The organism is Pseudomonas sp. SJZ103 (assembly GCF_007828335.1).
GTDB lineage: Bacteria > Pseudomonadota > Gammaproteobacteria > Pseudomonadales > Pseudomonadaceae > Aquipseudomonas.
The window spans coordinates 1-24,779 of the sequence record NZ_VIUN01000010.1 but is presented as its reverse complement, the minus strand read 5'-3'; the positions used below and the strand labels follow the sequence as shown (position 1 = coordinate 24,779).

Below are 24,779 nucleotides of genomic sequence, written 5' to 3'. Positions count from 1 at the left end.
CCTCAGCGTAGTTTTTTGTACTGGTCGTTAAATTTCGATTGGCATCCGGACTTGTCTTTTTCAGTTTTTGCTTTTTCAGTGCACTTTACCAGTTCATCTAGTAATGCTTTGCGCATCACTCCGTAAGCATCGGCAGCAGTCATTTTTTGTAAAACGGACTTGTCTACTTTCTTTGACTCTACTGCTTTAACTACCGCAGCAACGGCGGTATTTGACTCTGCTACGGCCTTCTCTTTCTCTGCGGCTAACATTGTGGTAAGTGCATCCACGACCTGGGTGTGCTCCTTGGATACATTCTTGGCAATATCCTCAGGCGTATTACCAAGCCAACCATTAGTGGCGGCTTCGCATGTGCGATACATCATTTCTCTCGCAAGGAGAACGTATTGTGTACGCCCCTCCAATTTTACAATGGTGTTGATAGTTTCCAAGGTGCCGTTCACCACCTGCTGTATTTGCTGATCTGTTTTTGCTGAGGCTGTTTGGTTCGACCCGTCACTATTGGTTCTTGAGGCTTGGGCGTCGATCAGCGTATTTAATTTGTTGTTAGCGTCAGCCGTTGCTTTCAGTGAGTTAGAAGCCGCAACATCGGCGAAGGGCTCTGCGCAGTAAGTGTAAAGTGTCGAGTTATTAGTTTTTTTTGTTACGTATGCGCCGCGAAGTTGAGTTGGGATTGACGCGATCGAAAGCTCTCCATTGTCGCTTAGGTCTTTGTGGATGACCGTTTTCTGCTCGGTTATCCCCAGTTGAGTACAGCCGCTTGTTATGGCGGCGAAAGTAAATGCGATAGCCAATTTTTTCATGCGTGCTCCTAAGTTTTAGCTAGTTTTTTTAGTTTTATTAGAGTGGTGGCATTTCGATAGTAGGTGCTGTGTATTCATATTGAAATGCAGTGTTAGATTTTGTCGAAATTATCGTTCTCCCTTTAATGCCCTTTACGCGGTGATCAAACCCGCTTCGTGAATAGAAATAATCTATTCCTTCGGTCCCTTTCTTTGGGTGGGCGCGTCCTTCCTTTTGAAAAAGGCTTGTTGTTCAACTGGTTACTATTTAGCGGAAGTGTGTATGGATAGGAATATTGCGTACCAGTTCACCGCCGGTACTCAGGGTTTCGACCGTGCGATTGAAAGTATCGAGCGCAACATGCGAGACGCTCGGACGACATTTAGTCGCGAGCTGCAGGCTATCAACACCGAGATGGTCGGCAGTCAGACCCGGCTTTCTCGCTTTGGTCCGGCAGTGAATGAAGCTTTCTCCGGCGTCAGTACCATCATGCGCTCGGGCCTCTCGGGCGTTGCGGCGGGTATTGTGGGCGTGTTCGGTCTGGGCGCTTTCAAACTCGGGCAAGTCGTCAGCGACAGCAAGGACGCGGCGATCCAGCAGGAGGCGGCTTATCGTGGCCTTGAAGCTGTGGCCAACCACGCCGGTATTGGCATCGGCCGGGCCATGGATGAGGCTAACAAGCTCGCCACCGGTGGTTTGCTCAGTGTTGGTGACGCGGCCAAAGCGCTGCAGAACCTGCTCAGCCGTGGCTACAACGTCGACCAAGCGGTGGCGGTGATCAATCGCTTAAAAGACGCTGCAGCATTCAACCGGCAAGCCAATCTCAGCATGTCGGAAGCTGTGGTGTCGGCCACCGAGGGCTTGAAAAACGAAAACTCGGTGTTGGTGGACAATGCCGGCGTCACCAAAAATGTTGCCAAAATGTGGGACGAGTACGCCAAGAGCATCGGCACCAGTCGTGACAAGTTGTCGGACTCGCAAAAGATCACGGCCGAATACAACGGCATCATGAAAGAGACCGAGGCCCAGGTCGGTAATGCTGCCAAGGCGGCCGATGGGTTGACCGGCAGCCAGGCCGAACTCGACTCCAAAAGCAACCAGCTGCAGGTCACCATCGGCACCATCCTTGAACCGGTCTTTATCAGCCTGAATAAGCGGCTGTCGGAGACTGCCAGTTGGTTCAACAATCTGCTGAAAGGCATGACGGGAGTAGGTCTTACCGTTGATGAAGTGGCGGCTAACGTCGCGCGCTACGAAGCGATGTTAGGGACCGTCGTTGCCGGCCCGCGCGGTGGGGGCGGCAAGGCCCAGCTGGAAGCCACGCTGGTCGAAGAGCGCCTGCTGCTGGAAAACATGCAGTTGGTGTCCAACAAGTTGGAGGAGGTGGATGCCGGCATGCGTTCGCGCTCCGCTCGCATCGAAGAGCAGCGGCGCAAAGTGGCCGAGATGGCCGCGACCGGCAATACAGCCCTGACCAAAGCACCACAGCAGGGCAGGACAAGTCCGACCGCTTACGGCATTGAGATCGCCCAGTTAACTAAACTGGAACAGGCTTACGCGGCAGCCGTCGAGCATCGGAAAAAAGTGGTTGAGTCCACTACGCCCCCTAAAAAAGCGGATGACCCGGTGAGCGCGCCGGCGAGGACCAAATCACGGGTCAGTGAATGGGCAGAAACGCTGGATGCACAGAAAGTGGCTCACGCCCAGCAGCAGGCAGAGCAAGGCACCTTCCTGCAGTTTTCTCAGCAGCAGGAAATGCAGTACTGGCAGGGCATTCTCAAACGTACGGATTTGAGCGCGGCCGAACGCTTGAGTGTTCAGCGTAATTACCTTGCGTCATTGAATGCGTTGCGCCGGCAGGACGAAGGCCAAGCCTTTGCCGATCTGCAAGCCCAGGCGCAGCAGTACCGCAACAATATGGACGCGCGTCTGCAGATCGCTCAGCAGACCCTGGAGCGCAGCCGGCAACTCTATGGCCAGGACAGCCAGGAATACCGCAAGGCTGCGGCAGAGGTGGTCGCTGTCGAGCGCGAAAAGCAGCAGCAAATCACCAACATGAAACAGCAGCAGCTGGCTGCCGATCAGCAGGCGCGGCTTACCGATATTGCCAATGCCGAACAGATGGCCCAGCTGGATCTGCAGACCAACCTGATTACCCAAGGCCAACTGCTGCAAGCCCAGGCTGAGTTTGAAAAGCAACGGTATGCGATCGAAGCCCAGGCATTGGCCGAGCGTAAAGCGCTGCTGGAGCAGGATCCTGATCGTAACCCGGTCGCCCTGCAGCAGGTCCAGCAGCAGATCCTGGCGCTGGAGCAAACCCACCGCAACAGCATGGCGGTGATTGGCAGGCAGCAAACTTTCGAGTCGCAAAGCAACTGGACGGGCATGGTCGACAGCCTGCGTACCAGCTGGTCGAGCGGGCTTACCGGGATCATCAGCGGCACCATGAGCACTCAGGGCCTTTTGCGCGGGATCTTCACCAGCATCGGGACCGCGTTCGTGGAGAACATGGTCACCAAGCCGTTGATGGCTTGGATGTTCGGTGAGACGGCTAAAACCGGTGCGACGGTGGTGGGTGTTGGCGTTCGAACTGCTGCAGAGGCAGGCGGTGCGGCTATGTCCGTAGCGATCTGGGGCGCAGCCACGATCAAAAACATCATTGCCAGTGCCTGGCAGGCCATGGCCGGTGCCTTTGCAGCCATGTCGGCCATTCCGATCATTGGTCCGATCCTCGGCGCGGCGGCAGCAGTGGCTGCCGGTGCATTCGTATTCGGCCTGGTGAAAAACGTCGCTTCGGCCGAGGGTGGCTATGACATACCCGCCGGTACCAACCCCATGACTCAACTCCACGAGCAGGAAATGGTGCTGCCTAAGCAATACGCCAATGTCATCCGCCAGGTAGCCAATGGGGAAGGGCAGTTGGGCGGTTCTGGCAACAGCTATCACTACCACGACAGCAGCGGCCGGATGTCACCTGCTGATATTCGGCGTGGTGCCCGGGTGCTGGCTGAAGAAATGCAAAAAATGCGGCGCAACGGCGCCATCAAAACTTAGGGGGGCGAGATGTCGTTAGGACCTTTTTGGCCGGCGCGCTGGATCGCCAGTTACCCCGATATGGGCGCGGCGGTTGAAGGCGTTCTGCCGCGCCTGCCCGGGCAAACCCTGCTTTCAAAAAAGGCGCCTGAGTGGAGTACTGGTGTGCAGAAAGCTGCCAGTGGTCGACGCCGGACAACGGCGTACTACCCTGCGCCGCTGTGGTCTTTCCAACTGAGCTACAACGCCGTGCGCAAGCGCCCCGGCTTGGATGAATGGTCGAGGCTGATTGAGTTCTTTAATCAGCGCAAAGGGCAATTCGGTGAGTTCCTGTTCTTTGATCGTAGCGATCACCTGGTAACGCTTCAGCGCTTCGGCACCGGGGACGGCACCACGCGAACATTTCAGCTTTCCCGGGAGATCGGTCACTGGGTCGAGCCTGTGTACGGCGTCGTCAATGTGGACGTCGTCACTGTCAGTGGTGCTCCTACCTCAGCCTTCACTGTGGATGAGCTGGGGCGCATCACCTTTACGGTGGCCCCGCCCGTCAACGCGGCGTTGGTGTGGAGCGGGGCGTTCTATTTTCGCTGCGCTTTCGAGGCTGACTCTCTCGACGGAGCTCAGCCTTATCGCGCGATATGGGAACTCAAAAACATCGCGTTCACGAGTATCAAACCATGATCGATGCCACACCTGAACTGAAAGCTTTTCTGGCCACGGCGCGTAGTTTCGTCATGGCGGATCTGTACACGATTGCCCTGGCCAGCGGCCAGGTGCTGCGTTACACCGATGCGGGTTTGCAGATCTTCTATGCCGGACAGAACTACTCGGCCAGCGGGCCGCTGATCAAGCGCACCGGCGTACGTGCGGTGCGCGGGATTGAGGTCGACACGTTGAACGTGACCTTTACCGCCGGCATGGACGACACCGTGTTCGGCGAGCCCTTGCTTCCATTCATTGCCGGCGGCGGTTTTGACGGGGCCACCCTGAATCTCGTTCGAGCGTTTATGGCGGACTGGCGTTCGCCCGTGGTGGGCACGGTCACACGTTTTATCGGCCGTGTCGCCGAGGTGGATCCTGCCGACCGCGAGCAGGCGACGGTGACAGTGAAGTCGCCGATCGAGCTACTGGATACCAAGGTGCCCCGGGGCGTCTATCAGCCCTCCTGCCTGCGCACGGTGTACAGCGCCGATTGTGGAGTAAATCGTGCCCTGTTTGAAACCGTGGGTGTGGTCCAAAACGGCAGCACGGCCCTGCGTGTGAACTCCAATGTGCCCGCCTCTCAGGGTTGGTTCGACCAGGGCGTGATTCGTTTTGTGAACGGTGCCAATGCAGGTGTGACAAGAACCGTACGCCGTTTCACGGCAGATGGCGCTGTGACGATGATCCTGGGACTGCCAGGTGTTCCAGTGGCGGGTGATCAGTTTCTGATTTACCCGGGTTGCCCCCGGACGCTGGATGCCTGCACCAACAAGTTCGGCAACCGGGCGCGGTACCGGGGTATGCCGTTCATTCCTGTCGCGGAGACATCGGTATGAGCCCGTTCGAAGTGCTGCAGCGTGATGCCGTGGTCGCGCAGGCCGAGCGTTGGTTGCGCACGCCGTACCAACACCGGCAGCACCTGCTCGGCGTTGGTGTCGATTGCGCCTGGTTGCTGATTGAGGTGTATCACGCCGCCGGGTTGATTCCCTCGATTGATCCAGGCGCGTACGCCCAGGACTGGCACCTGCATCGCAGTGAGGAGCGTTATCTGGGCTGGCTGGAGTTGTATGGCCGGCAGATCGATACGCCACAGCGTGGCGATGTTACGGTCTGGAAATTCGGCCGGACCTTCAGCCATGGCGCGGTGGTGGTCGATGAGCACCGCATTATTCACGCCTATCGGGACATCGGCGTCGAGTTTGCGGACATGCGCGAGGAGCGGCTCTCCAGCCACACCGTGCGTTATTACACACTTAACCGATATGGAGTCAGCGATGGGGGGCAGCAGTAGCACCATTTCCAACAGTGCGACACGTATCAACGCGTTGCAGATCCAGAGCAGTGCGAGTGGCAAGCCGATCGCCTGGATCGCCGGCCGCAATCGCATCAGCCCTAACCTCATTTATTACAGTGACTTCGAAGCAGTCGCCAAAACAACGACGAAAAAGTCGGGGGGTAAAGGCGGCGGCGGGGCCACCCAAAAAGACACGACCTACACCTACTACGCGGCTATCATTTTGGCCGTCGGGCGGGGCCCGCTGGGGGCGATACACCGAGTCTTCCGCGACAAGGAGGTGTTTTCCTCATTGGCGCAGATTGGCTTGAACTATGCCAGTGGCACTCATGATCAGGCGGTGTGGGGGTTTCTTCAAACTCGCCACCCGGCCGAAGCGATTGCTTACGCTGACACGGCCTACGTTTTTTCCAGCAGGTACCTGCTTAACGACAACGCCGGCGTCCAGAATCATACCTTCGAGGTGGACGGGCGTTATCAGGTGCCCGGGCTGCCGGATGCCAACCCGGGCGATTTCCTACCCGGGTTGTTGCTCGATCCGTTGGACGGTATCGGTTTTACCCCGGCATGGGTCGCGGATATGTCGAACTACCGCAACTATTGCTTGGCGGAAAACTTACTCTTGAGTCCGGTGCTCGACGAGCAGGCGCCGGCGAATGAGGCGATCACGCGTTGGTTGCAGCTGACCAACAGCGAGATGGTGTGGTCTGCTGGTCAACTCAAGGTGATCCCTTACGGCGACCAGGCCGTCACGGGCAATGGCGTGACGTGGTTTCCGAACATCACGCCAGTGGCGGATCTGACCGATGACGATTTCCTTTCAGAGGACGGTGAGCCGCCGGTCTCGCTCAAGATCAAGAGTCAGGCCGACAGCTACAACGAAGTGTCGCTGGAAATCCTCGATCGCGATCACGAGTACAACACGGACGTGGTGCGTGCGCCTGATCAGGCTGCCATTGAGCAGTTTGGCTCCAAGCCGATGGACACCATCAAGGCATACGAGATCTGCAATATCGCCATCGGCGCCCATGCGGCGCAGTTGTTGGTGCAACGCAAGCTGTATGTGCGCAATGAATATGAGTTCTCCCTCGGCTGGCAGCATGTGCTCCTCGAACCCATGGACCTGGTGACGATCACTGAGCCTGGCTTGAACCTGCATCAGCGCCTGGTCCGGCTGATTTCGGTTGAGGAGGACGAGCTGGGTAAGTTGGCGATCGTGGCCGAGGATGCGTTGCTGGGTGTCGGCAGTGCCCCGAATTACCCGGTGCAGAGTAAGAGCGGTTATCAGGGCAATCAGAACGTTGCCCCTGGTCCTGTCCTGGCGCCCATCATGTTCAACCCACCCGAGAGCTTGCTGCCCGCCGGCACATTGCAGATCTGGGGCGGTGTTGCCGGTGTGGGTGAGGCCTGGGGCGGTTGTGAGATCTGGATCAGCGCTGATGGCGACAGCTATCGGTTAGCGGAGACGATTTACGGCAGGGCGCGCATGGGGCAACTAACGACGGCGCTGGCCGCTGGAACCGATCCCGATACGGTCAACACTTTGTCGGTACAACTGGCAGCGGCGACGGAGCTGGCTGCCGCCACTACTGCAGAGGCGGACAGTGGCGCCACGCTGTGTTGGGTGGCCGGCGAGCTCTTGAGTTACCGCGATGCGGTGCTCACGGGCATCGGAGGCTATGAGCTGAGTTATCTGCGACGCGGGCGCCTTAGCACATCGGTGTCCAGCCACTCGGCTGGTTCCCCATTCGTGCGGTTGGATGATGCGGTCTGGAAGTACAGCTACACGTCCGACCAGGTCGGCAAGACCGTATGGGTCAAGTTCCGCTCATTTAACGTGTTCGGTCGAGCGCTTGAGGATCTGGCGGATGTCACGGCCTACAGCGTCATATTATCTCCGGCTCGGGTAGCGCCTGATACCGCGCAAAACCTCGCCCTGGTGGGTGCCTTCGAGGCGCCGTACTTCACCGTCAGCTGGGTGGCCGGAGCTCGTGCCGAGGATCGCTTGGTACGTGTTCGTCACGCGGGCAGTAATGCCCTCCTGCGAGAGGTGGCGACCACCAGCACGGCATTCACGTACCAACGTGAAGATGCGCTGGTGGATGGCGCGCTCATTCGCAGCTATCGCGTGGAGGTTATCGAGCGCAACGCTGCAGGCCAGGCACCGCTGGTGTCGGTGTTGGTCACCAATACGGCGCCGTCGCCCGTTACCGGTACCGCCGCTACGCTCACGGGCACCACCACCGCGGATGTCAGTTGCGCCGCCAGTGCAGCTGCAGACACGGCGGGCTATGTGTTTGTGTATTCGACAGAGGAGGACTTTGATCCGGCAACCGCAGGAACGGTCGGCTATCAAGGCGTATCACGCACCGGGCAGATCACGGGATTGACGCCAGACACCACGTATTACCTCTGCGCTGCAGCGTACGACACCTGGAGCAGTGTGCGCAGTCAACTCAACTTCGCCCCGGCGATCACCTTCAACACCTGATAGAGACTCATCATGCAACCTATTCAATTCTTTGCCGCAAGGGCTGAAGACGGCGTGCTATTGCCTGGAGCAACGGTGAGGGTGCTTGTCTCCGGGAGTGAGACGTTGGCGCCGCTGTTTTCCGATGCAGCGGCGACCGTTGTCCTGGCCAACCCCATGCATGCCGATGCCAGTGCGCGGGTGTTCTTCTACACCACAGCGGCCCGCATCGATATTCAGATCGGCTATGCGGGGTACCGAGCGCCGCTGCTGCAGGGCATCGGTACCAGTGATCCGGTGGATATGATTAATGCGGAAATTGATCGCCTCAACCGCGATATGGTCGATGGAAAAGTGCATGCCACCGTCGCTGCAGGTCTTCTGGCGACGGTCGACGGCCAGTCTTTTTACGTCGAACCCACCTCGCCAGATATATCGCGCAGTCTGTATGTGCGGGTCAGTGCCACGGAGGCCAGGCACGTCTCCGATGATCCGTCAGTGAGTTACATCGCAGAGATCGACGTGCGCACCTCTGCGGTTGAGAGCGGCACGTTTAACGGCTTGGAGTTGCGCTTTGTTCGATTGGCCGTAGAGTCCGGTTACACCTGGGCGCTGGTCGATTCGGTTGGACGCATGGCGCTGGGGTGCCGGGTGGATGGTTCGCTCGTTGGCAAGTTCATGCTGCGTGACGGCACTGTCGATCGCAACACGCTGAAACTCGACCTCGACGGATTCATCGCCAAGGCTTTGGACCCTCAGTCGGGATACGCGTGGGCAGTGATCGATACCCTGGGCCGGATTGGGCTGGCTCTTCGAGTGGACGGGACCGTTACCGGAAAGTTCTTGCTCGGCACCGGTGCCGTCCCTCGCAAAGCGCTGGGGGCCGATCTGTCTGGTTTCATTGCGGTTCAACTGAGCCCAGAGTCCGGTTATGTCTGGGCCGTCGTCGATGCGGTTGGCCGCATTGCCCTGGGCATCACCACTGCCGGCAAAACCGTAGGCAACTTTGATATTCATATTCCCGATGTGACAGGGATTGAGTACCTCAAGCCGGTGCACGATCTGCTCTGTGTGGGAGATTCCCTGACAGCCAATAGCAGCCAGGTCACTTGGCGGGAGCAACTGGCGCCACTGATCAGTGCGCGGACCATTGTGAATGGCGGCATTGGCGGCCAGACGTCTCGCCAGATCGCCGCGCGTTTCGGTGCTGGTACCGCACTGCTGACCGTCACGGACAACCAGATCCCGGCCTCGGGTTCGGTGACGATTACAGCCTTGAGCACCTTGCTGCTGTCCACGCCTGCGACCAACTCGGGGACCTACACGTTGAAAGGTACGTTGGGTGGCATCCACGGCACGCTGACGTGCACGCACAGTGAGACAGGCGACGAGTCGGACGTTTACACGTTTGCTCGGGATACCGCCGGAGACGCCCGATACAGCGCGCCCAAGTCGCCGTTTGTGCCCGACGTTCCCGGTGATGGGTTTTACACCGAGATCATCTGGATGGGCCGCAACAACCTCGACAACATCGAGCAGATCAAGGCCGACATCCGGGCGATGGTGGGTGTGCAGAAAACGGTTGAAAAGCGTTATCTGATCATCACGCCGCCGCTTGGCGGTAACCCGACACCGGGCACGTCGACGGGGGAGGGTGTTGGTACCGCCACCTATAACAGCTGTGTCGCGCTGGAAGATTGGGCGACCACCGAGTACGGCGATCGCGTGATCAAGATCCGCGAGTGGCTGATGCAGTTCAACGACGGCAGCGCCGACGATCTCGACGACGTGGCTAAGGGCGTGGTTCCGCGTTCGCTGCGGCTGGACATCATTCACAACACCACGATCAGCAACGGGCATATCGCTCGTCGCATTGCCTATGAAATTAACCGGAGGTCCTGGTAATGGCCGGACAAAAAACCGTACTGGATGGCATCACCTTCACCGATACGACGTTGCCCATTCTGCGCTCCGACGCGTTGCTAAGTGCCGGGTCGCTGTATCTGTTCGACTTGGGGCATAGCTTGGGTGGTGTGAGCGGAGTGCCGGCAGCGGGTGCTGTTATCCCCAATATCGCTTACGCCGAAGCGGCAGCGGTGCTCGGTGCGGGTACTGAGAGCAGCTTGGCGGGGGTGTTCAGCAGCAATGCGGTCGCAGCTGACGCTCTGTTCGAGCGGACGCCCAAGAAGGGCCTGCACGCCATTTACAGCCAGGTGAACAACACGGTGAGTGGCCATGGTTCACAGATCAATGTCGCAGCTGCGATCCGCGACTACATCATCGCTAACAAGACCCACCTGTTCTATTTCTCGGTGTGGGCGCACCGGACACGTGCAGCACTCGCAACCGGTCACCGGTACATGGAGATCGGCAGCGGCGGCAACTTCCTGGGGTACATGAGTGGAGCCGGAAATACAGGCAAGGCTTCCGGGCTTTACAACGTCGTCGGCGGTGCCAACGCCTTAGCCAATCGGTACTCTTCAATGCGAGCGTCCGCTGGTAGCGGTGATACGGTCGCGGCAGCGGCCGGGAGCGTTATTTTCGGTAATGGTGGATCGGGTTCCGCGCTGACCAATCAATGCCCCTCGGACATCTTCTATCGCGGCTACTGCGAGGATCTGACCGTGTCGGGGCGAACCTATGCAGACGTCGACGCTCTCGACAAAGCGCTATGGGATGCCGCTTTCGCGGCAGGTGGCCGGTTTGCTGGTGACACCTTTACGGCGCCGTCGACCTTCCCATAGTTGGCCAGGTAAACCTCAAGTCCACCACCACCCGTAATTAGCGGCGGAAGCGGAATTTTTCCCAGCCATTTTTGAATCGGAAAGTTCCTGTATCTCCTGTGAGAACGTAACGGGTTGCTCTGTAGCAAGCAGTAAACCGAGAGAATCCAAAGCGTCTGATTTTCTTATAGACCCAAACCCATCCGTGGCGATTGGTAGTTTTGGCGGGCCTTTGCACCATTTACGTGCTCCTTCGTGGCGAAATTTGGCGCAGATGATAGCGATGTGCCCCACCGCAAAGGCTGTCAATTAATAACGGGACGGAACTTCTCATCGCCATGGGTTTTCTGGCCAATTCGTTTGAATACAGCACCGTATGCATCTCAGTCGATTGAGTTGGTTTTTACCTCTGATCCCGCCGTTGTGCGGGTTTTTTTCGTCTGGAGAAAAGGCTATGGCACGACTATCGACCACCCAGGCAGGCAGCCGCAATGCGCTGGCCTTCCTCGACATGCTCGCTTGGTCCGAGGGGACCAGCACATCGCCGGCCACTGCCCTGGATGGCTACGACGTCATCGTGACGGGCATCGACAGAAAGCCTGAGGTCTTCACAGATTTCAGCGATCACCCTTTCGCAAAGGGACGCCGCTCGAAGGTCATCAACAGCAAGGGCCTGACCTCAAACGCCTCGGGCCGGTATCAGCAGATGCTCAAGGACTGGCCGTATTACCGAACGCTGCTGGCCCTACCTGACTTCAGCCCGATCAGCCAGGACCTGCTGGCTTTGCAGCACATCCGCGAATGTCGTGCACTACCGGACGTGCATGCCGGCCGGGTCGAATCCGCGATCGCAAAGTGTCGGAATATTTGGGCAAGCCTGCCTGGTGCAGGGTATGGCCAGCGGGAACACCGGCTTGATGATCTGATCCAGCAGTACCGCTTGGCGGGTGGAGCGCTGTCATGACGGCATTACGGAGAGTGTCCCGCTGCCTGGCGCAAGCCGGAGAGGATCGTTTGTATTTTTCATGCCCAGGTTGCGACATCGCGCATGGTGTTTCACATGGGAATGGACCAGGGCCACGGTGGGGGTGGAATGGCAATGTGGAGGCGCCAACGTTCACGCCGAGCATTCTGGTCCGATACACCTGGTCGGACGGTTCGAGGGTTTGCCATTCGTTCGTGACCGGCGGGCGTATTCAGTTTCTCGATGACTGCACCCACCAGTTGGTCGGGCAGACCGTCGACCTGCCTGATTGGGAGGAGGAGCAATGCTGACCACGCCACAGAAATTGGCAGTCTTGTTGATCGCTATGGCCATTGCGTTCGGTGCGGCCTGGCAGGTCCAAGCCTGGCGTTACGCGGGGCAGCTCGCGAGCCAGGCCGCGCTTCAGGCTGACGATCTAAACAATCTGACCCACGCCGCGCTCCGCCAGCAGCAGACCGAACAGGACAAGCGCCTGGCCACAGAGCAACAACTCGCCGTCTCCGATCAACAGCACACCCGAGAACTGTCCGATGCCAAACGTAATCAAGCTCTGTTGCGTGACCGCCTTGCTACTGCTGATGTGCGGCTGTCAGTCCTTCTCGACTCCAAGGCCCCAGCCAGTGGCTGCAACGTGTCTGCCACCCCCGGCACCCTCGGCGTGGTTCATGCAGCCCGTCGAGCCCAACTTGACCCAGCGCATGCTCAACGAATTATCGGCATCACCGATGTCGGCGACCAAGGATTGATCGCCCTGCAAGCCTGCCAGGCGTACGCAAAAGAAGTTTCTAAACCGAAGTAAAAGGAGCGGCCGGGTAGGATGCGTCAACATCCAACACGGCCACCTTTCCCGCAGAACTCCCCTGCAAGTCCAGCCAAGGCTCCTGCTTCGTGCACAAAGCGAAATGAGCCTAGCACTGTTTATTCATACAGCAAAGGTCTTGCTTTTATATGTCTACACCCATCATCCCTTGGATGGGCGGCAAACGCCGCCTGGCCGATCGCCTTATATCTCTCTTCCCACCCCACGAATGTTACGTCGAGGTCTTTGCCGGCGGCGCCGCGCTCTACTTCATGCGTCCCCAGGCCGCGCCGGTTGAAGTTCTGAACGATATCAACGGCGACCTAGTGACGCTGTACCGAGTCGTGCAGAACCATCTTGAGGAATTCGTGCGTCAATTCAAATGGGCGCTAAGCTCCCGCCAGGTGTTTGAGTGGCAGAAGATGACCCGCCCTGAAACCCTCACTGACATCCAGCGCGCAGCTCGGTTTTTCTACCTGCAACACCATGCCTTTGCTAGCAAGGTGACGGGGCAGACGTTTGGTACTGCGACCACGGCCCCGGCGATCAATCTGTTGCGGATTGAGGAGAACCTATCAGCAGCTTGGCAGCGTTTGTCCGGCACCTATGTTGAAAACCTGCACTGGTTGGACTGCGCCGAGCGCTATGACCGTGCCCACACCTTTCACTACATGGATCCTCCGTACTGGCAAACAGCAGGCTATGGCGTGGATTTTTCGTTTGAAAACTACAAGCGCATGGCCGACTTCATGCGTCGGTGCAAAGGTAAGGTAATGATCAGCATCAACGACCATGTGGACATCCGGCGCGTTTTTGAAGGCTTCTATGTCGAGGAGTTGGACATACGTTACAGCTTGGGGAACCAGCGGCAGGGAAAGGCTGAGATTAGCAGGGAGCTTCTGATTATGAATTGGGATCCGGCAGCATTCGGAGGTTTATTTTCATAAACCGCTTATCGGATGGTGCCTTCACCTGAATTGATCGTCGGTAGGGAAGGCTCCAGAATGCTGTATATAAATACAGCTAAACGCCTGGCTGATGCCCAGCTAGGCGGTGAGGGATTTCTTCAATTGACGAGTTTTGCATTGCAAGCTTAGAATTAGCCAATTGGATAGGGGCTTTTTTGTAATGAAGGCAGCAGATATTAAAGAAGCGGTAGGCGAGCTTTCTGAACTTGAGAGTGATTTCGCCAGTTTGGCAAGGCTTGCTTCGAGTGAGTCTCACGAGGACGTTAGGCTTTTACTGGCTAAGCTAGTTAGAAAGTATCGGCGTCAGCACCCAGAGCTGGCATCACGATTGGATAAAAGCCTTAAAAGCACCCAAACACGGTCGGCAGGCAGTTCGTTTCTTCGCCGAGAATCTTCTTCTAGTATTGTGCAACCAAGCGAACTACCAGTTGATAGTGATTCTCGCTTGGCACTGATTCGCGTTTTTGATGATCGTGAGGGGCTGTCGGCACCTCTGTTGCCGACTGCCTTGTTACGTTCAATTGAGGGCGTGATTCGTGAAAGGCAGATGAGTGATCGATTGATCTCTAGAGGTATTAGCCCGACACGATCCGCTGTGTTGGTAGGTCCTCCTGGTGTCGGAAAGACACTTTCTGCTCGATGGATTGCGTACTGCCTCGGTAAGCCACTTTGGGTTCTTGACCTCACGGCGGTCATGAGTAGCTTGTTGGGTAAAAGTGGGAATAATCTTAGAACTGCACTCGATTATGCTAAGGAACATTCAGCAGTGCTGCTTCTTGATGAAATAGACGCCATTGCTAAAAAGCGTAGTGATGAATCTGATATTGGTGAACTAAAGCGACTTGTAACCGTAATATTGCAGGAAGTGGATCAGTGGCCTGATACGGGGCTCTTATTGGCTGCAACTAATCATCCAGAGCTTGTAGATCCGGCTTTATGGCGCAGGTTTGATGCGGTGCTTCACTTCGGAGCGCCCGATGAAAAAGCAATAGAAGCGGCATTGCCTAGATTTTTTGAAAGAGATTTAGATGTGTTTCAACCCTGGTTGCCTGTTCTTGCGAAGGTTTTACATGGAAGCTCGTTATCAGATGTAGAGCGTACAGTTAACGCGCTTCGTCGAGGTCATGTGTTGCAAACTGCTCCAATTGATGAGCTGATTAGTGATGTTATAGGTCAGGGTCAGGCAGAGTTTAGTAAGTCTGATAGATTGAAACTGGCGATAGAGCTTGCAAAAACTGGGCATTCGCATACCAAAATTAGTCAAGTTACAGGTGTGGCTAGGGATACAATTCGTAAACATGCTGGACCATCCCCAAGACAAGGAAGAGGGCATAAATAATGGCTGCACGTTATTTGATTGGAAGGGGTGAGTTGCTGACTTATCCGATTGATGCACCTAAGAAGGGGAAGCCTACGAAGGCTCATCCATACACTCTTGCCCAAGCCAAAGAAGCGTTGTTGCCACAAATTGAAGAAGCGAATAATGTTTTCTCTAGTCTTCCAGCCAAAGCATGTGTTGATGACATTGTAGTGGCTAAATTGACGTTGCACCCTGCATATTTGGCAAAGTCATTTTTTCCAAAGCAGTTGCTCGAGCAGGCTGGTTTAAGCTCCGTTGGATCAAGGACTATTCGTATTCGTCCGCGCCGGATGACTCAAATCAAAGCAACTGAAGAGGCTGAAACGACAGAAATGTTCGTTGCAGGCTATAGATCTTCTCTTCGTAGCTTTACATCTATCGTGAGCGGGCTAGTAGATGGTACGCCAGCAGCAGCGCAGTTTGCTCAAATTGAATCGTTTTCAGCTATGGATGTTGATGATCGAGTAAAAGTCACTGACGCAGTTGATAGCTATGTATTCGAGGCCGGACTTCATATTCCTGAAGATATGAGCCCTAGTTATCTTAAGGCTTTGTTTGCCACCTACGCCGCTGATTGTGGTTTTAAAGTAAATGGTGAGTTCGAGTTTCAAGCAGGACGATTGATATTTCTGGCAATAGAAGGAGACTCTGGGCGCTTAAGTGAATTGGCAAAGTTTACATTAATACGTGTCCTACGTTCTATGCCGAAGATACGGGGCGCTCGCCCGATTGCAAGGAGTCTTCCTCTCACAGTAGGTTTTCAGTTGCCTGGGGGAGAGCCATTATCCAGAGAGCCTAGAGTAGCTATGCTCGATGGTGGTCTTCCATCGGGTACCGTCATTGATAATTATGTACGACGTTATTTTTTGTCTGATGAAAATGCTTATGATGTTCCGGGATTTCTAGATCACGGGCTAGGGGTGACCTCGGCATTTTTATTCGGTCCAATTGAGCCTAACGGGGTGGCGTTACGCCCCTATGCACCAATTGATCACCACCGAGTTTTAGATGCCAGATCAAATGAAGAGGATCCTTATGAGCTATATCGCACTCTTGGTCACGTAGAGACGGTATTGCTCTCGCGTCAGTATCAGTTTGTCAATTTGAGTTTAGGTCCAGATTTATCTGTCGAGGACGGCGATGTACATGCTTGGACGGCGGTGCTCGACACTATTTTGAGCGATGGTGAGACGCTCATGACTGTGGCCGTGGGCAATAATGGAGAAAGGGATGAGGCGGCTTTATTAAATCGTATACAGGTGCCTGCTGACAGTGTTAACGCACTATCTGTCGGCGCCGCGGACCACTCCACATCTGGTTGGAGTCGAGCATCCTACAGTGCCAAGGGGCCAGGCCGGAGCCCGGGTCGAAGAAAGCCTGACTTGGTTGCATTTGGTGGCTCCCCCAAAGAATATTTTCATGTGGTGGCTCCGGGTATTCGTCCCAGCCTTTCTGCTACATTGGGTACGAGCTTTGCGGCTCCTTTAGCACTTAGATCAGCAACTGGTATTCGGGCCATATTAGGTGCGGATGTTCATCCTCTTACCATTAAAGCTCTTCTCATACATGGATGTGAAAATAATGGTGGGCTCGGCGCTGATGATATTGGCTGGGGCCGCGTTCCTAATGAACTAAATGAGTTAATAACCTGTGGCGAGGGTGTTGCTCGCATTATTTACCAGGGAGAGTTACGGCCCGGGAAATTTTTGCGCGCACCTATACCGCTTCCATTACTAGGGTTGCAAGGTAATGTGACATTGCGAGCTACATTTTGCTACGCAAGTCCTGTCGATCCTCAAGATGCGGGTGCTTACACAAAGGCCGGTTTGGGTATTACCTTTAGACCTCATAAGGAAAAGAGGAAAGGCGCTTCAAAAAGCGCAACACCTTATAGCTTTTTTCCCGCGGCTGTGTTCAAAAATGAGGCGGAGCTGAGATCGGATCTCGGGAAGTGGGAAACGGTATTGCACAATGAAAACAATTTTCGTGGTAGCAGTCTTCTAGAACCTGTATTTGATGTCCATTATAATGCTCGTGATGCTGGAGGAGCTGCGTTGAGCAGTGCCGAAAAGATCCGATATGCACTCGTGGTTACAGTGTCAGCATCTAATCACCCGCAACTGCATCAAGATATTCTTGATGCTCACGTCCTGCTTGAGGCCTTAGAGCCTGTCGTGTCCCTTCCTATTCGTACTTGAGCAGTAGCTACTGCTTCCCATCTGTATTTTGGATATTGATGGGAGCACGCTTACTAAGGAAGGATAATGCATACGGTAATCGACCTAAGTTTCTGGTGTGTAGGGCGATTATCCGCTATCAGGCGGAATGCTTGCGAGTCTTTAGATGTGTTTCAGGAGTTGCGTTATCCAATTCTTGTGTGATGTAAGATCTCAAATATTTCTGGAATCGCCGTTATCAGTGGCTTAATTGCGGTGGCCGACGTCTAGATGGAGGTCGGCTCTCTGCTCGTTAAGCTGAAAAGCTATGGAGGCCCGCATAATCGTGCTGCGGCGACATCAGTCGGGCGCTATGAGGGCAGCCAGAGTTACCTTGATAAACTCTTCGTTTTCGTCGAGAGTGTTTAGAGCTCCGCGTATATTGTCAGACACGTTTACAGATCCACGCTGCTCCATCCATTTTGAAAGCTCCATAATTGAAGCTTCGAGAGCCAGTTGGTTTTCATATAGCTTTGATATTAGTGGGGGGAGTAGATCAGAGTTTGACATCAATATTCCTCCATGGATTCAAGCATATGATATTTGGCTCTAGGAAGCCTACTTTGAAGTTTGGCTTTCTGTAGACCTTAAGATGCCTTCTTGTACCTTCGCTGTCGGCCTGTTAGCCGTCACCATTGTGGCTAACTGAAGATAGCAGATCTTTTTAATTTGTGGTTCCGATCAACTCCGATTTGGTTGATTATCTAAGAGACGACTGTGCCTAAGGGGCAAAGGTAAGTAAAGGCGGCTGAACTGGTAGGCACCTGAGAGCGCTTCGATCGCGAGAGATACCAAGAGATCGTCCCTCCGTTCCTTCTCAGATTGTCTAATCTGATTGCGATCAATGTATGAGATGATACTGATGCCTGAGCGGAATGCTTGACCCGTGAGATAAGCGCTTAAACGCATCAAGCTAGGAGAAACCGGATGTCTCTACCAATCACCAAGGAGTGAGAAATGGTCTCAAACGTTCCAAGACTTTTTCGCGCACATTCAACAAGATACCTACCTAGTGCTACTGGAATAATCCCCAATCCAAACCTTCAAAGGGCAAGGAGACCAAGGGATATGCCTCTGGCGATCCACCAGGCTCTTAACGAGTGGTTCGTGGATCGCTTCGGTGTTGGCTATCGCGAAAGGGCGCTTTTCTGCACGGGTGACGCGTTGATCGCGTCAGGCTACCTAACGAGTTCATCATCACGCATTTTGATTGAGCCTATTGGCGACTATTCGGTTTGCTATAGCTCGATGTGCAAGGATCTTTTTGCGCATTACCAGTTTTATTGGAGCGCACCAGGGACTACTGTTCAGAAGATTCGAGACGACATGGACTCGCTTGGCTTTGTTCATTGTGATAATGGTGGCTTGGAGGAAGCCGCAAGTAGCGGGTGTGAGGTTATGGTCGTGGCAGAGCATTTCCGCTACAGCATATGTTAGCTATATTAGGGGCGCAAAATGGATTCTGCTGAAGCCAAAGTTTTTTCAGATTCGCTTTTGAAAGGTGGCCCTCTAGCTGGTTGGGAACTCTTACGATATCTGTCTCATGGAAAGTCGGCCGTGGTTATGGAGGCTAGGCAGGACGCCCTTATAGCAGTTATAAAAGTATTTCACCCAGGTTTAATTGAACATTATGGTCGTGACGCACAAATAATCAGAATAAATCGAGAGCGGTCGCTCATAGATAAGCAACACGAAAATATCGTTCGTGTACTGGATGCCGGGAGTTGTGAGGAGACAGGGCAGCTATTTGTAGCGATGGATCTGGCTGCAGGTCGTCCGCTTTCCGATGTACTTAATTTAATTCCACGCTCTAAAATCTGTGTACTAATTGAACAGTTGGCCCGTGCCGCGATTCAACTTGAAAATTGGGGCTTCACGCATCGCGATATCAAACCGAGCAATATTCACGTAAGTGACGACTTCTCGTCGTTGATGTTGCTCGACTTCGGAGTCATGAAACCGCATGGTGACGATTCAGCTACGATTGTTCAAGCTTCAAAAGCATTCATTGGTACCCACCAATATAGTCCGCCTGAGATGATTCATGGCCGTGAAGAGAATACTTTGGATGGTTGGCGAGCCATAACCTTCTATCAGATTGGTGCTGTTTTACATGATATGATCGCCCGCAAACCGATCTTTGATGATTCAACATCGCGACATGCTGATCTTGTTGTTGCTATTGATAATAAAGCGGTTGTCGTGGCAGGTGAGGAGGTTGACCCTCATCTATGTAACCTTGCGACTCGATGTCTTCTAAAAAATCCAATTGAGAGACTAGAGTTGGTCCGCTGGGACGACTTCATTTTCTCGGATCAAGGGCAGCATAAACCTACGCTTAACTCAAGAAAAGAGGCTCTCCAACGGAAGCTTAAACTCGGTGATTTTTTGGGTCGGGTTAACGTTATTCATGACTCTGAGACTCAGCGTTTAAATAAAGTTCGGTTGTCGACAATTGTAAAGCATGCCAAAACGCAATTTGATATCGCGCTTGTTGAACTTAGTGGTGTCATGCCGACGAGGCTCACAGATCTTAATGGATTAGTATATCCGAACCCTGCTGTTACTTATACTTTCAGTCCTGCGCCGAATTTAGGTCTTGATTTGCCATTTAGAATTCAAGTGGCTGTTGCACTTCACGAAGACAGAAATACTATTGACGTGTATGCTAGGGCCTCGAAAAGACTTGCTGATACAGAGGTTGGATGGACTCATCTTGGACCTACTCTGGAGAGCCTGGAAAGCTTCTCAGATGTATTTCAGGAATGGATTATCACTATAGTTGAAGAGCTAATTAGTCAATAGACAGCGGAGGTCTAAAGTGTCGAATACTTGGTGGGTCGATGAAGATGAGTTGCTCGACGAGCAGCTTGAGGTTTTGGGGGAGGACCTTTTTAAAGATTTGATTCTTACGGGGCCTCCTGGAAGCGGTAAGACAAATCTGCTTTTGTTGCGAGCTAATCACTTGATATTGGCTTCACCTGATTCAGAATTCTATATAATCTGCTTTACCAGCTTGTTACAGAAGTTTGTGCGCACAGGTGCTGGTCTTTATTCGTTCCCCGAAAATCGTGTGATAACTCAGCGCAAATTGCTTGAGCAGTTATTGGGCGATCATGCTTGCTTGCCAAGACGAAAAGCTGGAGAAACTTACCCTGAAAGAGATGCAGTATTAAAGTCTGCCATACGTGAGTTGATGGAGTCCGGTGCAGGTCGTGATACTTATCCGGTGCTTTTTATTGATGAGGCGCAAGATTATTCAGAAGAGGACCTCCAGATATTTAAGTATTTCGCGAAAAACTTGTGCTGCGCCGCCGATTTACGGCAGGGTATCTACAATTCTGGTTCCACTGGAACGACATGGCTTCAAACGCACAGGTGGGGCTCGTCTATAACCTTGCAGTTTCACTATCGTGTAGCTCCGGCAATTCTTGAGGTCGCCGACAAAATTATGGCTGGAAAATTTGATCACAAATCAATGCTTGGAACTCATCAATACAAAGGGGATCCTGGTGATGTTGAGGTCGTTCCAGGTTTTGAGTTGCCCGATCAAATTGAAGAGTTAATTCCTAGAGTACTGAAGCAGTTGGCCGTGTATCCCAACCAGATTATTGGTATTCTGGTTCCGAATCACGTTCAGCTTAAACAGGTAGTTGAGCAGCTTCTTACTTCTGCCGATCTTGCCGGCGTGGTTACTAATGCGATGGATAGAGACTTTGATCCTACCTTTTCGGTATGGGTGAGCACTGTTCATTCCTCTAAAGGTCTGGAGTTTCGGTGTACACATGTTGTCGCTGCAGACAAATTTGCCGACTTTCAAGAGCATGAGAGAAGGGTCGCCTTTATGGCAGTTACGCGAGCCAAAACTGCGCTGACTATTTATCACGAAAAGCCTCTTCATCCATTCTTTGCCTCCGCACTCGCGAAACAAAACGAAGAGAAAATTTCCGTCAAGAAAATATTCGGAAAAAAATCATGAAAAAATTTAGATTTGTCAATGTCGATGCTGGTGATTTAGTACGTAGCCTTGGGCGCATGGGAGACTTACGCGCAAAATCGCGTGCGATAGACAGTGCTGATCTCGGCCGCCCTCTCTCTATGAATGAGGTGCGCGTTATCTGGGAAGAAAGTAGTGGTCCAAATACTGATCTTCCATCTATTTTAGTTGCCTCGGAAGACGTCTTGGGCAACTTGCTTCCACGGATGCTAGCATTGCCTAGTGCGGTGGTGCCTGTTACGTCTTTTATGAATACATGGGCGATAGAAGACTTCACTGATCGCAAAGTTTTCGATAAAAAACCTCTTAGTAATGTTGCGGCGTTAGGGTTTGTAGGACTAATTATCGGAGAGTTGTTAACTGTCACCGGTTCCAACGCAGATCTTCGCTTGATGGGTATGGATGGTGTTCGTCGGACGTTATCGTTCGTTTGTGCTCAGGCAGTATTAAGGGGCGGGTACGGCGCATCATTAGTTACAATTGTCGATCGTTGGCTAGAGGCCAGTGCTTTGACAGCAAATGAAGTTAATAATCCGGCGCTAGCGCAGATTTTGTATTTGTGTGAGTTTCTGCAAAATCTATCTGCGCGTGGAGCCTTCGAAGGCTTTGCATCTGAAAATCTTGCGCATCAAATTCAACTTTGGATTGAAAGATACGATGATCCGAATGCGCGCGATTTGCTTCGGCGTTCGCTTCCCCAAGTTGTTCATGAGTTGCGGGGAATAAGCAGTCGCGAAAAAAGATATGATCTTGTTATGGAAGAGATTCAGAGGTCGGCGTCCGGTAAATCGGTTAATCCATTAAAGCAGGGCTTTTTGATAAGTTTAATTGATCCGGGCTCTTTCGAGTTTCTGGAGTTGGCGAAGCACGCCAGCCCTGATGGCTCTGTAGCAACTGCTTACTTTGTATGTGCCGTAATTCTAGGTAAGGAGTCTGCGCTAAGAAACTTCAATGGATTTGGCTGGACTGTTTTTAATCACGGCCTTCAATTTCATACTGAAATGCCTATGGATATTTCGATCGTCGAGCTTCGAATTCTTCACGATGGGCGACGGAGCTCACCTATTCCATTTCGCACGCGGTCACCATGGCTGATTGATGTGGAGCTTGCCCCCATGGTGATAGGGAGCTTCGGGAACCTGGCAAAACGGAAGGCTTCATCGCATAGAACTCAGGAGGCATCTGACGCCGTAGAGCGTGAAGAGGTTATACGAAATAATCTTATGACGGCGATGCGTGCTTTGGAGGATGCATACGGCATCATTCAGGGGAGACGCCCGCGGCAAGATATCAAACAAAGCAAACCACCAGGGCAAAGGAAATAACAGGTCTTTTAAATGTTTTACACAAACGATCCTTTTCCGCTTGGTGGTTAGCCTATTCGTTTGACAGGATGCTGCAAGGTCACAAGATCAGTTCCGAAACTGAAAACCTAACCCTTATAGAGCAGGGTTTGTGGCCCGTTCGCTTGCTGAGTGTAACGGAACTCCTTCTCCCTTCCAGATTGCGCCCTGCTTAAGTTTACATAGCGGTCTTGAAAACCGGCGAACGTTAATAGCGTTCCCAGGGTTCGAATCCCTGGTTTCCCGCCGCGAACTCAACAAAATCAAGGGCTTAGATGAAAATCTAGGCCCTTTTTTTGTGTTTTTTTCGGCCGGGAGATGGGGTATGGCGTGCCACTCCCTGGATAAAATGAGTGGTCTCTATGAGTGCAACAATTCCAGTTGCACCTTACCAATTCTTTCAGTTGACGGTTTGGGGGGGTGACTACCTTTCACTTCTCTCTGTGCTTCCCTTAGGCGCACTACCTGAAGGAGCTCGCGCCAGAGCAGTTGGTGATCAACGGCTACGATCTTTGGCCAGTAGAGCGATACAACGTCGCACCCTCGACTCGGGTGGAAATTATTCGGCCAGTGGACGACCAATTGAGCGTTGATAAGGTGAAATGGGGATGGTCACCATTTTGGGCGAAAGGAAAGCGTCCTGACCCGATAAACGCCAGGGTTGAAACAGTCATGACTGGGAAGTTTTTCAATCAGCTCTGGCCAAACGGTCGCGTGCTTGCACCGGCAAACGGGTGGTTTGAGTGGGTCAAAGATCCGGCTGATCCAAAGAAAAAGCAGCCTTACTTCATAACCCTGAAAGAGCAGGCTCCGATGTTCTTCGCTGGTTTAGCTGAAGTTCACCAGGGCCTGGATACAGACCCTCGCGACGGCTTCGTCATCATCACCGCCGCCAGCGATCAAGGGATGGTAGATATCCATGATCGGAAACCGCTGGTTTTGGCTCCTGAGCACGCCCGCGAATGGATCGCCTCAGATATTTCACCTGAACGTGCGCGGGAAATCGCGATGGATCACTGCCGGCCTGCTACCGATTTTCATTGGTACAAGGTAAGCAAGGCTGTGGGTAGTGTTCGTAATCAGGGCCCAGAATTGGTCGAGCCGCTCGCAGGGGCGTCAGACGGCGATGAATGAGTACGTACCGTAATGTTGATGGTGGGCAGCTGCAGCGTTTCTCAGCCGTTCCATGAGTAGCGCATATCCGATTTTATTAAGAACGGACATCGCTTAGATCAACCGCCAGTTTTGACACCCGGCATACCTGAGACCGCCCAGGTGACGGCTGATACTGGTACGGTATATGCCCTGCCGTTAGCAAAAAGCCCGCAGAATTTATCCGAGCACTGGATGATCCGGAACTGGATGACTTCTTCAGATCCGGGTAGTTTTAGAGTCACGACGGGGGAATCACTAAAACCCTGCTTAACGTCTTCCCTAGCGGTTTCTCGTCCTGCATCGCTAAAGGGCATAATTACCATCGCGAGTGACATTGAGATCAAGCACAGGATGATGAAAACACCATAACTACCAACGAACAGAACCAGTCCTGCCCTTCGCCAGGATTTAAAAAAAGACCGTTTCTTAGCTTTTATAGGCTTCTGATTTCTTTGATTAACAGAGCCCGTACGGTCTGTCATGAAATCAACGAGACCAAAAATAAGGCTTAGGCCAACCATGCCTAGAATCGCCAACAGCCAATTTCGTCCCAAGCTGTCGAGTCCGGTGGTAAACCAACTTACAATGACCCTGAACTATGCCACAGCGGTCTCACCGATATACTCCGTTGCCTGTAGAGGAAACATGAATCATTTGAGGTTGTCAGTGAGGTGAATCACGGCTGGATATCATCAATCCAGATTCAGGCCTTTACTTCTCCCGTGTCGTCCTTCACATCAAACAATCCTGCAAAAAAAAGATGGAGTGTGTCCCAGGTACGCACCCACCAACCACCTGCTTCTCCCGCTTCTAACGCTATGAGTGATCGGGTAGTAAGTTTATTTACACCGTCATACTGAATCGCCCCGGGTTTCGTAGACACCTCCATGCCTTAAAATGAGGCCAATCAGGAGGTGCCATGAGCAACCCGCGTTATCCCGAAGAATTCAA

Annotated in this window: 21 protein-coding genes; 18 read left to right on the top strand and 3 right to left on the bottom strand. The window is 53.3% G+C overall.

Annotated features, from left to right (window positions below):
- Positions 1–2 precede the first annotated feature (2 nt).
- Positions 3–803, bottom strand: a complete 801-nt coding sequence (locus FBY10_RS20460) for a hypothetical protein (protein ID WP_145337693.1) — start codon at positions 801–803, stop codon at positions 3–5.
- A gap of 262 nt (positions 804–1,065) precedes the next feature.
- Between FBY10_RS20460 and FBY10_RS20455 the strand changes: the two genes are divergently transcribed.
- From FBY10_RS20455 to FBY10_RS20390, 13 genes are all read left to right on the top strand, one after another.
- Complete coding sequence (locus tag FBY10_RS20455) at positions 1,066–3,837, top strand: hypothetical protein (RefSeq protein WP_145337694.1); 2,772 nt, start codon at positions 1,066–1,068, stop codon at positions 3,835–3,837.
- A gap of 9 nt (positions 3,838–3,846) precedes the next feature.
- Positions 3,847–4,497: a DUF2460 domain-containing protein gene (locus FBY10_RS20450; protein ID WP_145337695.1), complete on the top strand. Its 651-nt coding sequence runs from the start codon at positions 3,847–3,849 to the stop codon at positions 4,495–4,497.
- Positions 4,494–5,354, top strand: coding sequence for a DUF2163 domain-containing protein (locus FBY10_RS20445; protein ID WP_178116779.1), 861 nt, complete (start codon positions 4,494–4,496; stop codon positions 5,352–5,354). The genes FBY10_RS20450 and FBY10_RS20445 overlap by 4 nt, the downstream gene beginning before the upstream one ends.
- Positions 5,351–5,809: an NlpC/P60 family protein gene (locus FBY10_RS20440; RefSeq protein WP_145337697.1), complete on the top strand. Its 459-nt coding sequence runs from the start codon at positions 5,351–5,353 to the stop codon at positions 5,807–5,809. The genes FBY10_RS20445 and FBY10_RS20440 overlap by 4 nt, the downstream gene beginning before the upstream one ends.
- The gene (locus FBY10_RS20435; RefSeq protein ID WP_178116778.1) at positions 5,793–8,303 is read left to right on the top strand and encodes a phage tail protein; all 2,511 of its coding nucleotides are present in this window, start codon (positions 5,793–5,795) and stop codon (positions 8,301–8,303) included. Before FBY10_RS20440 ends, FBY10_RS20435 begins: the two co-directional genes overlap by 17 nt.
- A gap of 12 nt (positions 8,304–8,315) precedes the next feature.
- The gene (locus tag FBY10_RS20430) at positions 8,316–10,187 is read left to right on the top strand and encodes a hypothetical protein (protein WP_145337699.1); all 1,872 of its coding nucleotides are present in this window, start codon (positions 8,316–8,318) and stop codon (positions 10,185–10,187) included.
- Positions 10,187–11,026, top strand: coding sequence for a hypothetical protein (locus FBY10_RS20425; RefSeq protein ID WP_145337700.1), 840 nt, complete (start codon positions 10,187–10,189; stop codon positions 11,024–11,026). Before FBY10_RS20430 ends, FBY10_RS20425 begins: the two co-directional genes overlap by 1 nt.
- A 433-nt stretch (positions 11,027–11,459) precedes the next feature.
- Entirely contained in the window at positions 11,460–11,969 is a 510-nt protein-coding gene (locus tag FBY10_RS20415; RefSeq protein WP_145337701.1) for a glycoside hydrolase family 104 protein, read from the top strand.
- Entirely contained in the window at positions 11,966–12,280 is a 315-nt protein-coding gene (locus FBY10_RS20410) for a DUF6527 family protein (protein ID WP_145337702.1), read from the top strand. Before FBY10_RS20415 ends, FBY10_RS20410 begins: the two co-directional genes overlap by 4 nt.
- Positions 12,277–12,789: a lysis system i-spanin subunit Rz gene (locus tag FBY10_RS20405; protein ID WP_145337716.1), complete on the top strand. Its 513-nt coding sequence runs from the start codon at positions 12,277–12,279 to the stop codon at positions 12,787–12,789. Before FBY10_RS20410 ends, FBY10_RS20405 begins: the two co-directional genes overlap by 4 nt.
- 149 nt (positions 12,790–12,938) lie before the next feature.
- Complete coding sequence (locus tag FBY10_RS20400; RefSeq protein ID WP_145337703.1) at positions 12,939–13,736, top strand: DNA adenine methylase; 798 nt, start codon at positions 12,939–12,941, stop codon at positions 13,734–13,736.
- 181 nt (positions 13,737–13,917) lie between these two features.
- Positions 13,918–15,096: an AAA family ATPase gene (locus tag FBY10_RS20395; protein WP_145337704.1), complete on the top strand. Its 1,179-nt coding sequence runs from the start codon at positions 13,918–13,920 to the stop codon at positions 15,094–15,096.
- Positions 15,096–17,315: a S8 family peptidase gene (locus FBY10_RS20390; protein WP_145337705.1), complete on the top strand. Its 2,220-nt coding sequence runs from the start codon at positions 15,096–15,098 to the stop codon at positions 17,313–17,315. Before FBY10_RS20395 ends, FBY10_RS20390 begins: the two co-directional genes overlap by 1 nt.
- A gap of 318 nt (positions 17,316–17,633) precedes the next feature.
- Here FBY10_RS20390 and FBY10_RS20385 read toward each other — a convergent pair whose 3' ends face one another.
- On the bottom strand, positions 17,634–17,843 hold the full coding sequence (locus FBY10_RS20385; protein WP_145337706.1) for a hypothetical protein: 210 nt from the start codon (positions 17,841–17,843) through the stop codon (positions 17,634–17,636).
- A 558-nt stretch (positions 17,844–18,401) separates the two neighbouring features.
- Between FBY10_RS20385 and FBY10_RS20380 the strand changes: the two genes are divergently transcribed.
- The 5 genes from FBY10_RS20380 to FBY10_RS20360 all read left to right on the top strand — a co-directional run bounded on the left by FBY10_RS20380 (position 18,402) and on the right by FBY10_RS20360 (position 23,807).
- Positions 18,402–18,770, top strand: a complete 369-nt coding sequence (locus FBY10_RS20380; protein ID WP_145337707.1) for a hypothetical protein — start codon at positions 18,402–18,404, stop codon at positions 18,768–18,770.
- 18 nt (positions 18,771–18,788) lie between these two features.
- On the top strand, positions 18,789–20,138 hold the full coding sequence (locus FBY10_RS20375; protein ID WP_145337708.1) for a protein kinase: 1,350 nt from the start codon (positions 18,789–18,791) through the stop codon (positions 20,136–20,138).
- A gap of 16 nt (positions 20,139–20,154) precedes the next feature.
- Complete coding sequence (locus FBY10_RS20370) at positions 20,155–21,312, top strand: ATP-binding domain-containing protein (protein WP_145337709.1); 1,158 nt, start codon at positions 20,155–20,157, stop codon at positions 21,310–21,312.
- Positions 21,309–22,655, top strand: coding sequence for a hypothetical protein (locus FBY10_RS20365; protein ID WP_145337710.1), 1,347 nt, complete (start codon positions 21,309–21,311; stop codon positions 22,653–22,655). The genes FBY10_RS20370 and FBY10_RS20365 overlap by 4 nt, the downstream gene beginning before the upstream one ends.
- Before the next feature lie 510 nt (positions 22,656–23,165).
- The gene (locus FBY10_RS20360; protein WP_256663564.1) at positions 23,166–23,807 is read left to right on the top strand and encodes an SOS response-associated peptidase family protein; all 642 of its coding nucleotides are present in this window, start codon (positions 23,166–23,168) and stop codon (positions 23,805–23,807) included.
- Between the two features lie 98 nt (positions 23,808–23,905).
- Here the strand turns inward: FBY10_RS20360 and FBY10_RS20355 are convergent, their stop codons facing one another.
- Positions 23,906–24,364 (bottom strand): hypothetical protein, encoded by a 459-nt coding sequence (locus FBY10_RS20355; protein ID WP_145337711.1) that lies wholly within the window; start codon positions 24,362–24,364, stop codon positions 23,906–23,908.
- Positions 24,365–24,779: the final 415 nt, after the last annotated feature.

Excerpts from the sequence above, each read along its gene's own strand:
- FBY10_RS20415 (WP_145337701.1), top strand. The coding sequence starts at position 11,460 with ATGGCACGACTATCGACCACCCAGGCAGGCAGCCGCAATGCGCTGGCC.
- FBY10_RS20390 (WP_145337705.1), top strand. The coding sequence starts at position 15,096 with ATGGCTGCACGTTATTTGATTGGAAGGGGTGAGTTGCTGACTTATCCG.
- FBY10_RS20410 (WP_145337702.1), top strand. The coding sequence starts at position 11,966 with ATGACGGCATTACGGAGAGTGTCCCGCTGCCTGGCGCAAGCCGGAGAG.
- FBY10_RS20440 (WP_145337697.1), top strand. The coding sequence starts at position 5,351 with ATGAGCCCGTTCGAAGTGCTGCAGCGTGATGCCGTGGTCGCGCAGGCC.
- FBY10_RS20425 (WP_145337700.1), top strand. The coding sequence starts at position 10,187 with ATGGCCGGACAAAAAACCGTACTGGATGGCATCACCTTCACCGATACG.
- FBY10_RS20445 (WP_178116779.1), top strand. The coding sequence starts at position 4,494 with ATGATCGATGCCACACCTGAACTGAAAGCTTTTCTGGCCACGGCGCGT.
- FBY10_RS20375 (WP_145337708.1), top strand. The coding sequence starts at position 18,789 with ATGGATTCTGCTGAAGCCAAAGTTTTTTCAGATTCGCTTTTGAAAGGT.
- FBY10_RS20430 (WP_145337699.1), top strand. The coding sequence starts at position 8,316 with ATGCAACCTATTCAATTCTTTGCCGCAAGGGCTGAAGACGGCGTGCTA.
- FBY10_RS20380 (WP_145337707.1), top strand. The coding sequence starts at position 18,402 with ATGCCTCTGGCGATCCACCAGGCTCTTAACGAGTGGTTCGTGGATCGC.
- FBY10_RS20460 (WP_145337693.1), bottom strand. The coding sequence starts at position 803 with ATGAAAAAATTGGCTATCGCATTTACTTTCGCCGCCATAACAAGCGGC.
- FBY10_RS20450 (WP_145337695.1), top strand. The coding sequence starts at position 3,847 with ATGTCGTTAGGACCTTTTTGGCCGGCGCGCTGGATCGCCAGTTACCCC.
- FBY10_RS20395 (WP_145337704.1), top strand. The coding sequence starts at position 13,918 with ATGAAGGCAGCAGATATTAAAGAAGCGGTAGGCGAGCTTTCTGAACTT.
- FBY10_RS20365 (WP_145337710.1), top strand. The coding sequence starts at position 21,309 with ATGAAAAAATTTAGATTTGTCAATGTCGATGCTGGTGATTTAGTACGT.
- FBY10_RS20455 (WP_145337694.1), top strand. The coding sequence starts at position 1,066 with ATGGATAGGAATATTGCGTACCAGTTCACCGCCGGTACTCAGGGTTTC.
- FBY10_RS20385 (WP_145337706.1), bottom strand. The coding sequence starts at position 17,843 with ATGTCAAACTCTGATCTACTCCCCCCACTAATATCAAAGCTATATGAA.
- FBY10_RS20435 (WP_178116778.1), top strand. The coding sequence starts at position 5,793 with ATGGGGGGCAGCAGTAGCACCATTTCCAACAGTGCGACACGTATCAAC.
- FBY10_RS20400 (WP_145337703.1), top strand. The coding sequence starts at position 12,939 with ATGTCTACACCCATCATCCCTTGGATGGGCGGCAAACGCCGCCTGGCC.